Origin of the sequence: Paenibacillus sp. 481 (assembly GCF_021223605.1) — a bacterium.
Classification (GTDB): Bacteria; Bacillota; Bacilli; order Paenibacillales; family Paenibacillaceae; genus Paenibacillus_B.
In genome coordinates, this window is record NZ_CP075175.1 from 1,939,116 (window position 1) to 1,951,169 (window position 12,054).

Annotated in this window: 9 protein-coding genes; 5 read left to right on the forward strand and 4 right to left on the reverse strand. The window is 47.7% G+C overall.

All coding sequences use genetic code 11. The annotated features are described in order from the left end of the window. Positions 1 to 127: 127 nt before the first annotated feature. From KIK04_RS08330 to KIK04_RS08340, 3 genes are all read right to left on the reverse strand, one after another. Positions 128 to 1,414: an ABC transporter substrate-binding protein gene (locus KIK04_RS08330; RefSeq protein WP_232277803.1), complete on the reverse strand. Its 1,287-nt coding sequence runs from the start codon at positions 1,412 to 1,414 to the stop codon at positions 128 to 130. Positions 1,415 to 1,670: 256 nt separating this feature from the next. Continuing rightward, positions 1,671 to 2,507: a carbohydrate ABC transporter permease gene (locus KIK04_RS08335; protein WP_232277804.1), complete on the reverse strand. Its 837-nt coding sequence runs from the start codon at positions 2,505 to 2,507 to the stop codon at positions 1,671 to 1,673. Then, a complete protein-coding gene (locus KIK04_RS08340; protein WP_232277805.1) occupies positions 2,507 to 3,388 on the reverse strand; it encodes a carbohydrate ABC transporter permease in 882 nt (293 codons plus the stop codon). The genes KIK04_RS08335 and KIK04_RS08340 overlap by 1 nt, the downstream gene beginning before the upstream one ends. 162 nt (positions 3,389 to 3,550) lie before the next feature. On the opposite strand from KIK04_RS08340, the gene KIK04_RS08345 reads away from it, so the two are divergent. From KIK04_RS08345 to KIK04_RS08355, 3 genes are all read left to right on the forward strand, one after another. Next, positions 3,551 to 5,545 (forward strand): cache domain-containing sensor histidine kinase, encoded by a 1,995-nt coding sequence (locus KIK04_RS08345; RefSeq protein ID WP_232277806.1) that lies wholly within the window; start codon positions 3,551 to 3,553, stop codon positions 5,543 to 5,545. Further along, a complete protein-coding gene (locus KIK04_RS08350; RefSeq protein ID WP_232277807.1) occupies positions 5,542 to 7,392 on the forward strand; it encodes a response regulator in 1,851 nt (616 codons plus the stop codon). The genes KIK04_RS08345 and KIK04_RS08350 overlap by 4 nt, the downstream gene beginning before the upstream one ends. A gap of 159 nt (positions 7,393 to 7,551) precedes the next feature. Next, entirely contained in the window at positions 7,552 to 8,307 is a 756-nt protein-coding gene (locus tag KIK04_RS08355; RefSeq protein WP_232277808.1) for a tryptophan-rich sensory protein, read from the forward strand. A gap of 80 nt (positions 8,308 to 8,387) precedes the next feature. On the opposite strand, the gene KIK04_RS08360 is transcribed toward KIK04_RS08355, so the two are convergent. Next, a complete protein-coding gene (locus tag KIK04_RS08360; RefSeq protein ID WP_232277809.1) occupies positions 8,388 to 8,723 on the reverse strand; it encodes a DUF1904 family protein in 336 nt (111 codons plus the stop codon). 507 nt (positions 8,724 to 9,230) lie between these two features. On the opposite strand from KIK04_RS08360, the gene KIK04_RS08365 reads away from it, so the two are divergent. Beyond that, complete coding sequence (locus tag KIK04_RS08365; RefSeq protein WP_232277810.1) at positions 9,231 to 9,953, forward strand: DUF6385 domain-containing protein; 723 nt, start codon at positions 9,231 to 9,233, stop codon at positions 9,951 to 9,953. A gap of 42 nt (positions 9,954 to 9,995) precedes the next feature. Beyond that, positions 9,996 to 12,044 (forward strand): DUF6385 domain-containing protein, encoded by a 2,049-nt coding sequence (locus KIK04_RS08370; protein WP_232277811.1) that lies wholly within the window; start codon positions 9,996 to 9,998, stop codon positions 12,042 to 12,044. Positions 12,045 to 12,054: the final 10 nt, after the last annotated feature.

Below are 12,054 nucleotides of genomic sequence, written 5' to 3' on the forward strand. Positions count from 1 at the left end.
CTATTTATATGTGGTTAACACCTATTTTACCTAATGATACCACTGTGTTCCTATGACATGTTTAACGTCACAGCATAACTAATACAGCATCGGCCTCTACACGTTGTAGAGGCCGAAAGCCGCTTCATTATTTTTTCAAGTTGTCCCAAGCCTTGTGGAAGTCTGCGAACATTTTGTTAGCATCGGACTTGCCAGCAACATAAGCTTGAATCGCGTTACCGAACTCTTGTGTTGCGCCGTCTGGATATTTAAACCAGTTCCAACCCAATACTTTGTTCTCTTTGCTGTACTTCGTAATTTCCGTTGCAAGGTCGCCCAAATCTTCCGGAGAAGGATTAATTGTCGACATTGCAGGGATGAATTTGAAGTGCTTCGAAATATATTCTTTACCGATATCAGAAGAAACCATCCAGTTCAAGAACGTTTTTGCTTCTTCTTTCACTTTAGAGTTCTTGTTTACAACCCAGTTGTTAGGAACGCCGACAAGCAACTTGTCGTTTTTCGCTACATCATCGTTCAATGGCATTGGGAGCATACCCAAGTTCAAATTCGGGTTGATGCCGTCGATTTGTACTTGCGTCCAGTTTCCTTGCTGCATCATTGCTGCTTCACCGTTAGCAAACAACGTAACTTGCGTATTGTAGTCTGTCGTCAACGGATTTTTGTTGCCGTATTTCATTGTAAGGTCAAGCAGCTTCACCCAGTTCTCAAACTCAGGGTTACCTGCAAATTTAGATGTACCATCGTTCAAGCCTTTAATGAAAGCATTAGCGTCTGTTTGGTGAGCAAACGGTACGTTCAAGTTATGAATACCGAGAATCCACCATTCTTGATAGCCGTTCGCAAATGGCGTAATGCCAGCTGCTTGCAACTTCTTCGCTGCTTCTTCCAATTGTGGCAACGTTTTTGGTGCTTCTGTAATGCCCGCTTTAGCGAACAAATCTTTATTGTACACGAAGCCGTAGCCTTCCAAGTTCATCGGCATACCGTACAACTTGCCGTCTTTCGTCATTGGCTCTTTTGTAAATGGAATCACGTCTTTAACCCAAGGCTCATTCGACATGTCTTCCAAGTGCTCCATCCAAGTGTTCATCTCTGTGTAGCCGCCGTTGTTGAAAATGTCAGGTGCATCGTTAGCCGCGAACTTCGCTTTCAATGCAGCACCGTAGTCAGCGCCGCCGCCAACCGTTTGAATATCTAAGTTAATGTTCGGGTGAGCTTTTTCGAACTCTTTTTCCAAGCGTCCCAAAGCTTCCGCAATTTCTACTTTAATTTGAAACACCTTAACTGTCTTCACATCACCACTGCCGCCCTCTGTTGCGCCAGTCGTGCTATCTGATTTTGATCCGCAGCCTGCAACCATAACGGATACAGCCAACAACATCAGTAAGGACCATTTTGCCATTCGTTTCATCCGAAAGACCTCCTTTATATACAAACCTTTTGAACTCTCTTTTATGAAAAAAGATGTTTTGTTTTGCAGTTTTTCCTGTTTATAGATTGAGTATAGCTCCATTTGTGCAAACGTTTACACCGAAACTATTGACCGATCAGGTGTAATTCATTGACCGACTTAGGTGACGATGTTGACAATGTACACATAAGACTCGTCCAACACCTTTCAAGCTAACGCTTGTACAAGTGTTGGACGAGTCTTCGTCAATTACATATTAACCTTTTACCGAGCCAGCTGTAATGCCCTCGATAATATATTTTTGCATCGACAGGAAGAAGACTAAGACAGGCGTAATACCGAGCACAAGTGCTGGCAATGCCAAGTCCCACTGCTTCGTGAATTGTCCGAAGAACGAGAAAGTCGCGAGCGGAATCGTACGCAATTCCGGGCTTTGCAACATCAAGAACGGAAGCAAGTAGTCATTCCAGATCCACAAGCTGTTCAAAATGATGACCGTTACGAACATCGGCTTCAACAACGGGAATACGATTGTCCAGAACGTGCGGTACGGAGAGCATCCATCCACTGTTGCTGCCTCTTCAATTTCCAACGGAACCGATTTAATGAAGCCGTGGAACAAGAAGATGGACAACGGGCCACCAAAACCGAGATAAGCAACGATAAGTCCAAACATGCTGTCCGACAAGCCTACCATTCCCATGACCTTTACGAGTGGAATCATAATGGACTGGAACGGAATAACCATCGCCGCAACAAAGACGAGAAACAGTACATTGTTAAAGCGGCTGTTGTGACGCACCATCCGGTACGCTGCCATCGCGCTCATAAATGCAATCAATAAGTTACTTACGACAGTAATAAACAACGAGTTCATAAACGCTTGCGGGAATTTAGTAATTTCCCATGCACGCTTGTAGTTCTCCCACACAAACACTTCTGGCCAGCTCGCCGAGTTAGATAACAAATCGCCGAACGACTTAACCGAGTTAACTAATAAGAAGTAGAACGGGACGAGAAACAGCAATCCGAGAATAATCATGACGATCTCTACCGCTAATGTACGTCCACCATATTTTTTCATAATGTCCATTATACTTCAACCTCCTTGCTCTTCGTAACGCGAACTTGGACGAGCGTGATAATGGATACGACCACGAAGAATATCATTGCTTTCGCAGTACCGAGACCAAAACGGTTATTTTGGAAAGCTTCATTGTAAATATTCATTGCGACGGATTCCGTCGATTTGAATGGTCCACCCTTCGTAAGTGACAAGTTCAGGTCGAACATTTTGAACGCCCACGAAATCGCCAAGAACAAACATACCGTAACTGCTGGCATAATGAGTGGAACGATGACACTACGCAAAATTTGAAGCTTGGATGCGCCGTCAATTTCAGCAGCTTCCAATACGTCTTTCGGCACGTTCGTCATCGCAGCGATGTAAATAACCATCAAATAACCAGCTGTCTGCCAAACGAATACGATAATGATTCCCCAAAATGCAGTAACCTCATCACCAAGCCATGGCAAGTTGAAAAATCCGATGCCTGTCGCTTCACCAATAGCGGCGAAACCTCTAACAAAGATAAACTGCCAGATGAAACCGAGCAACAAACCGCCGATTACGTTCGGCATAAAGAATACGGTACGAAGCACATTCCGCATTTTAAGCGGCTTCGACAACAAGTAAGCAAGTCCGAAACCAACCAAGTTCGTTAAGATGATCCCGATAACCGTAAATTTAGTTGTAAACATAAAAGCATTTAAAAAATCAGAATCTGATGAGAATATTTGTTTAAAATTGTCCAATCCTACCCAATTAACCGTTCCTGCAACACCGTTCCAATCCGTGAACGAGTAGTAAACACCTAGCAAGAACGGGATAACAACGATCAATGTGAAAAAGAACGTCGCTGGGCCGATGAAGAACAACTGTTGTCCTAGTTGAGACAAGCTTTTGCGAGACATCCGCCTCTCCCCTTTACGATAAAAGATGTTGTGCGTTATTATCCTCAGTATGAACGTTCATGAAAGCGGTTGACACTGATGTTAATGAACGAAATGGTGTAAAATATTGATCAGGCCTAATTAAGTCAGCACGATGATCGTTACAAGAGGAGGTCATATGCGATGCGTTGGAACAGCATTCGTACTAAATTGATTTTATTTATGCTTATCGCAACGATAGTTCCTACCTTCGCCACGATGGCGATTTCATATAACTACACGACGGAAACGTTAAAGAAGCGAGCCATTCAGGAAAATAAGCAGCTTATTTTTCAAGGGCGACATAACTTAATGAACTTCTTGGAAAATATAAATCGAGCTTCGCTTACCGTATATACGGACTTTGAATTTATGCGATTACTCGAACGAGGCTATGATGATCCGAACGTCGAAGCTCACGTCTATACGACGTTGCAAAATATATCATCCTCGATGCGCGATATTTGGCAAGTGTATTTGTACCGGAATGAACATCAACGCGCCACACTTGTGACGCAAAATGTGCCCCGCCGCTCCTACGGCGTGGACCCGTATGGCGGAACAGTCACCCATACGGAATATGGCGTTCGCATGCAGCCGACGCATCAAAGTCATTCGTATGGCTTTGGTGATACGACTTATTATTTTCCGAGCGAGCAAGTATTTACCCTACATCGCCCTATATATCGGATTCCTTCTACGGAACAACTAGGCCTGCTCTCTATTGATGTGAAGTTAGAAGCATTAGCGGCCATTACAGAGCAATTGTTCGCGCAAGGAGAAGAAGATCTATACGTTGTCGATGATGATGGATATGTGTTCTATTCCAGTGACCAAGCGGTACAAGGCAAACGTTTGCACGAGGAGTGGTATGTAAACGGATTTGCGAATCGTGGCAACAGCGGCCATTTTGAACAGGATAACGCCCTATTTATTCATGAGCGCATTGAGGCACCTTTAGCGACGTGGACTTTAGTAAAAAAAATACCGAAGCCCTACTTGCTTCGTGACGCCAACCGTGCAGCCGTATTTAATATCGTGCTCTTAGGCGTATCGCTGCTCGTCATTATTGCGGCAACGGTCATCGTCTCGCTACGCATTACGAAACCGATCGCACAACTTGTCCATTATATGAACCAAGTGCAATCAGGCAAGCTAGACGTCGACATTCGCCCTGTAAGCAATGATGAGATCGGCGTTGTATCCAAACGATTCCGCAGCATGATGGATACGATTAACAATTTAATTTTGCGAGAATATAAGTTAGAGTTAGCCAACAAGACGAATCAATTAAAAGCGCTACAGGCGCAAATTAATCCGCATTTTATGAACAATGCGCTTCAATCTATTGGGACGTTGGCGTTGCAGCACAATGCGCCGCGTATTTATGGACTTATTTCGGCGTTGGCGCGCATGATGCGATACAGTATGTACAATGAAGAGAGCACGGCTACACTGCGTGAAGAGCTGGATCATGTGAAAGCTTACTTACAGCTGCAAGGGCAGCGGTTCGAAGATACGTTTACGGTTCACTACGATACCGAGCAAACGACGATGCATGTTCGACTGCCAAAGATGACGCTGCAACCTTTGGTAGAAAATTATTTTAAGCACGGCCTTAACCGCAGCGGATCGTTCGGAGAGTTGAGTATTACTAGCCGTTGGGTGAGCGCAGGTTCTAGTGTCGAGCAGGAGGCGGATCCTGAGGTGGATCTTGAAATGGATCTGGAAACGGATCGTCCTTTGCTGTTAGAGCTTGTCGTTGAAGATAATGGGACCGGTATGGAGGCTGCACGTTTAACCGCATTAAATGAACGGTTAGGTTCATTAGAGCCCTTTCATACGAATACGGCAGCGCACGGAGCTGCGAATAGTCGTTTGTCCGTGTTGCAACAAGCCGTTACCCCTTATGAGGTCGTTCATTATTCAGATGGCTCAGGGCACGCTGTTCAACAAATAAATAACGGCATGTCTGCCGATAAATATGATACAGAGTCTTTATCACGTATCGGTCTTGTGAACGTACTGACAAGGCTGATGCTGTTTAATCAGGGAGAAGCACACATGCGAGTCGAGGCGGTCCAGCCTCACGGCACTCGCGTCGTTATACATTTACAGGTGGAGCGTGATGGGGAATGAAGGCAATCATTGTAGACGACGAGAAACACGTCCGCGAAGCCATTCGCCTGCTCGTACAGTGGGAAGAGCTAGGCATTGATACGATATATGAAGCTGTTGATGGTCAGCAAGCGATCGAACTTATCCAAGCCAATAAGCCGCAAATTGTCATGACAGATATGATGATGCCGAATGTGAACGGCACCGCGCTCTTGGAGTGGATTAGCCGCTTTGCTCCGACTAGTAAGCTAATCGTTATTAGTGGTCATGACGATTTTTCTCTAGTTCGCCATACGATGCAGCATGGCGGCATGGATTATATATTGAAGCCCATTGACCCAGATACGGTCAATGAGGCGGTCGCTAAAGCCGTATCGGCTTGGCGCAATGAAGAAGAGGAGCGCAGCGCACGCCAGAAGCAAAATATGCAAGTCAACGAGTTCAAGCCACTTGTGTCTGAGAAGCTCTGGTCTGCGCTGCTGGACGATAAATCTGCTCATGAGACGCCCGTGCGCAGGCTGCGCGAGGAATTCGGTCTACCTGCGAATATCAGATTCGTTCGCTTGGCTCTACTTCAGGTGGACGCTTCGGATGCCGCTTTCAAAGCTAAGTTCCGCGAGAATAGTGACTTGGTGTACTACTCGTTAGTCAATATTGCGAACGAGTTTATTAATCGGCACGGTCAGAAGCGCGGAGCCGCGTTCCGCAATTGGAACGCTCCCGGTGAAATCGGAATCGTGATGTGGAAGCAGGCCGATAGTATCGAGCGACTGCTGCAAGAGATGAACGAAGGCTTGCAGCTAACACTGCGCCGCAAAGTGCATATCGGCGTCAGCGGTGAGCTCGCCTTCCCAACATGCTTGCCCGCTGCCTATGCGGCAGCAAAAGGAGCGCTGTTGCGTCGCAATTTGCTAGAGCGCAATGTGTATGTGCACGTTGCTCCAACGGATATCCATGTACTCGGCAGTGCCGCAGGTATAATGGGTAGTACAGGCTCTAGCTTTGGTTCTGGTTCCAGTTCTGGTTCTGGATCGCTCGGCACTTCTGATGCGAGCGCAAGCGCAAGTAAAAGCTCAAGTTCCCAAGCAGGGAGCTTAAATATGGACTACAGTATGGATTACGCCGTGGAACACCACGCGCCGACGTCCAACGCAACGACTGGAACCCATGTGCAGCCATCGCAAGCTACATCTAAATTGCTTCGCCTGTCCGCCTATGAGGAAGTGTGGAAGCTTGCCGTATTAAGCGGACACGCCGATTCGATTGCGGCCGCCATTGAGCGCTGGGTCAATGATGTAAGCAAGCAGGAGCGCATTACGCCAGAGCAGCTTGAGCTATGGAGTCGAGATTGGGAAGTGCTTCGCGCGCGTATTACGCATGAAGCCGTTGGTGATGCAGCAGAAGAGCTGCTTGCACGCCACAATGAGCAGAGCGAGCTTGCTGCGGCTAATGCCGCCGAGCCTTTCTCGCTAGACAATTGGCGTCAAGCATGGCTGGGTTCGCTGACGCGACTTTCGCAGTTACTGCTCACGCATCAAGGCCAAGAGCAGCATATCATTTTCGATATCGCCAAATATGTCGAGCAGCACTATCACGAGGACTTGTCCTTGCAGGATATGGCGCAGCGTTTTTTTGTGAGCCGCGAATACATATCACGCAAGTTCAAACAACAATTTAACATTAATTTATCCGACTATATGGCTAACATACGGATCGAAAAAGCTAAAATGCTGCTATTCAATCCGCATCTACGCATCTCGCAAGTCGCGAACATGGTCGGCTACCATGACGAGAAATATTTTAGCAAAGTGTTTAAAAAGCAAACCGGAGTCTCACCAAACGAGTTCCGCAAACAACAAAAAGTGTAACGATACGAGCAGCTTTATGACCAAGCGAGAAGCAAACGGTCATAAGGCTGTTTTTGCATTCACTAAACAGGAACATTTCACACGGATGACTCGAATGCGTTATTTTTGGCCAAGTAGGTTTATATTGTGTATTATAGACGATTTGAGGAGGAACACTTTATGCAACAGTCCAACTGGAAGTGGCCGAACGTCATTGCCCTCATGAGTGTGCTCATTGTAAATGGACTTGCCAACTTTTTACCTTTTAACGGGAAAACAACTGGGGAAATATCTAATCTATTTCCCGTACTTATGACTCCAGCAGCCTACACATTTTCCATCTGGTTTCTTATCTACGCCCTCCTTATCGCTTTCGTTATTTATCAGGCACGGCCAAAAAATGAATCCCTGCCATCTGTACGGGCAATCGGCCCTTTATTCGTGTTAAGTTCGCTATTTAATATAGCTTGGATACTCATGTGGCATTTTTTGTACAACCAAGTGTGGGTGTCGTTAGTGGGTATGCTCGGATTGTTAGTGAGCTTAATATTTATCTACATGAATGTTCGTCGGGGTTCAACACCTAGTAAGGGGGAGCGTTGGTTCGTTTGGCTGCCATTCAGCATTTATTTAGCTTGGATTTGCGTTGCTACGCTAGTCAATATAGCCGTTGTGCTTTATGACCTGCAATGGGACAGCTTCTTAACTGCTGAAATTGCATGGACAGTCGCCATGCTCGCATGTGGAGCATTTATCGCATGGACAGTAGGAGGCCCGAATCGCGATGCTGCATTCTTGCTCGTATTTGTATGGGCATACGTTGGGATTGCCGTGAAACACCATTTCGTCACCGGTGTATTTTATACCGCGCTTGGACTGGCAGCACTGTTAGTTCTCCTGTCCCTCTCTTTGACGTTGAGACGTCGTCCCAAATAAACCATAAACGAGGCCCTGCTCGAATCGATTCTCGCACATCTATATGCAAGCTGATGCTCAAGCCGGACCTCGTTAACATACTACAATCGATCGCAGCGCTTACCCTCAATATAATATTGATCAGCGCTGTAAGTTGTAAACGCAACTTCAATTTCGGTTATACCGAGTGCTTGAATATGCTTCGTCACTGCCTGCGCAAATTGATCCCGCGCATTGTCTCCCCGCTCGAACCAAGCCACTTCCACAAATGGGAATGAAGGAACGACTTCACCTGCAAATACACCTACTGTTTGCAAACATTCGATTGTAAAATTATCTGTACCACATTGACATATCGCGGCCAGCTCGTCCACTAAGGGTTGGCTCACTCTCGCCAGCTGCTCTGGTTTAACTCCACGCACTAATAAATGGGGCATGTTGTACCTCCTGCCTCTTCTTTTTATTTCCCTCATCCTAGCACATCAAAAAAAGTGTTGTCTACCTAGGCATATACCGTGAACGGCTTACTTGTTACTGCATAGCATGCAACAACATGATTAAGGTGGAAAGGCGGTATTTGGGATATGGAAAGGTGGCAAGCAGGTGGGAAAAGCCGACGACAACGATCGAGTACTTCTTCCCGAAAAGTTGTAAAGCTCAAATCCAGTTCAAAGCAGCGACCTCAATCTCCACGAAAACATTCGCCTCAAAACCACGTCACTTTGTTTTTTTCATCCAATCTAAAAGAACAGACCACAGCAAACAAACCAGCAAGCAGTCCCAATCGACAGAGCCCAAAATCGCTTCCCATCCATAAGCAGACACCTCATTCACGCACAAAACGTGTACGCAGTAATAGTTACACGAATAGCAAACACTCCCGCCGTAATCGAGCACACGGGATCTTATTGTTTCCTGTTATTAAAAAAAGGACGCCCTCTCGTGTGCAAAAGGACCATACACAGCAGCTTCGTGTTGCGGGAGTCGTCAAGAGACTACTAGCAAGGGAATTGAGCACACATCATATTATTCCTTTTAATAAGGCGAACGTTCACGATCTTCGACTGCATATGAGCAGAGCGAAAAAAAACAATCGGCACAAACGTAAGGGCGCTAAAATTCACAATGCGCTCAAAAGTATGATTCAGTTGCGACCTCATCGGAAACGATTCTCTAAAAAAAGGAGAAGATGTCACTCGCAGCGACGCAACTGCTTCATACGCCCACCTTCTCCTCGCCGCCCCATTTTTCCACCCAAACGTCCGCCTGAATGTTGTCCACCACCATGCGGGAAAGGAGAACCGATTGTAGTTCCTGGTTCTCAAACGGTTTTTGGGGAGCAACGATTTCTGAATTTAAGCTTCGATCAGGCTCTGACGCTGCCATATCAAGACACGTCCGTAACGAGCACACTTTCATATGCGATTATTAATCGAGGCTCTTCGCCGCTTGTTATTCAATTGGAGATTAGCCCGAATGCACAAGACTTTGTGGTGGATAGCAGTGAAAGTATTCCGAGTGGGGCGATGAGGGTTATTACACCAAATCGATTTTTACGCTTTACGCGCTTAACACTAGCTCCAATTGAAGAAGGTGATGCCGGATACGCCGATGTGTACTATCAGAAGCAGACGTGGGGGTTAGCTCCTTGCTCACAAGCAAGCTAACAAAATAAGCTACCAATAACTGTCGAAGGAGGAAGGAAAGCGATGCCGAACTACAATGTGTTTCAAACGGACCCCAACAATTTACGCACGCTTATTTTCGGCAGTGACAGTACGGGGACGCCTCAAACGATTCTCACGGATACAAGCGGCCATATTTTGAATATACCGGTAGACGGTACGATTACTAGCGTGCTGGGGGCTACCATCACTGCGGGTACCCTTACTTCCGCAGGTACAGTTACGAACCTCCTTAACGGTACCATCACTAGCGTGCTGGGCGCTACGATCACCGCGGGGACTTTAACTTCCGCAGGCACAGTTACGAACCTGCTGAACGGTACCATCACTAGTGTACTTGGTGCCACCATCACTGCGGGGACTTTGACTTCCGCAGGCACAGTTACGAACCTGCTTAACGGCACCATCACTAGCGTGCTGGGGGCTACCATCACCGCAGGGACTTTAACTTCCGCGGGCACAGTTACGAACCTCCTTAACGGTACCATTACTAGCGTGCTGGGGGCCACCATCACCGCGGGGACTTTAACTTCCGCGGGCACAGTTACGAACCTCCTTAACGGTACCATCACTAGCGTGCTGGGGGCTACCATCACTGCGGGGACTTTGACTTCCGCGGGCACAGTTACGAACCTCCTTAATGGTACCATCACTAGCGTGCTGGGCGCCACCATCACTGCGGGGACTTTAACTTCCGCGGGCACAGTTACGAACCTCCTTAACGGTACCATTACTAGCGTGCTCGGCGCCACTATCACTGCGGGTACCCTTACTTCCGCAGGTACTATCACCAACCTGCTTAACGGCACCATCACTAGCGTACTCGGGGCCACCATCACTGCGGGTACCCTTACTTCCGCAGGCACTATCACCAACCTGCTCAACGGCACCATCACTAGTGTACTCGGCGCCACCATCACTGCGGGTACCCTTACTTCCGCAGGTACCGTCACCAACCTACTCAACGGCACCATCACTAGTGTACTCGGCGCCACCATCACTGCGGGTACGCTCACTTCCGCGGGCACTATCACCAACCTACTCAACGGCACCATCACTAGCGTGCTCGGCGCCACCATCACTGCAGGTACCCTTACTTCCGCAGGTACCATCACCAACCTGCTCAACGGTACCATTACTAGCGTACTCGGCGCCACCATCACTGCGGGTACCCTTACTTCCGCTGGTACCGTCACCAACCTGCTTAACGGCACCATCACTAGCGTGCTCGGCGCTACCATCACCGCAGGTACACTCACTTCCGCGGGAACCGTTACCAACCTGCTCAACGGCACCATCACTAGTGTACTCGGCGCCACCATCACCGCGGGGACTATCACCAACCTGCTTAACGGTACCATCACTAGTGTGCTCGGGGCCACCATCACCGCAGGTACCCTCACTTCCGCGGGCACCGTCACCAACCTGCTTAACGGCACCATCACTAGTGTGCTCGGTGCCACCATCACAGCAGGTACCCTTACTTCCGCGGGCACTATCACCAACCTGCTCAACGGTACCATCACTAGCGTGCTTGGCGCTACTATCACAGCGGGTACGCTCACTTCCGCGGGTACCGTCACCAACCTACTCAACGGCACCATCACTAGTGTACTCGGCGCCACCATCACCGCAGGTACCCTTACTTCCGCAGGTACTATCACCAACCTGCTTAACGGTACTATCACCAGCATACTCGGGGCCACCATCACTGCCGGAACTTTAAGCAGCGTTACTTCCATCTCACAAAAAAGCTTTGTCGAACAATCAACACTCGCTATTCAATCCAACACAACAGCATTCACCCCGTTACCAGCCGTAACGACCAGCGTCTTGGGGACCTACTCCTTTTTTGTCTACAATCGACAAGGCGGATCAATAACTACTCGCGCAGAAGTTAGCGCGGACGGGGTTCACTATTTAGTAGATACCACAGGCAGCACGATAGCTGCCGGTGCAACCGACGTAGTTGTGCCTGCTCGATTTTTGAAGTATACGCGTTTGTCATATGCCTCAGCACTACTGGCCGCACCTGCAACGATTGATGTCATTTTTAACGCACAAGGAACGTAGCCCGTATAGG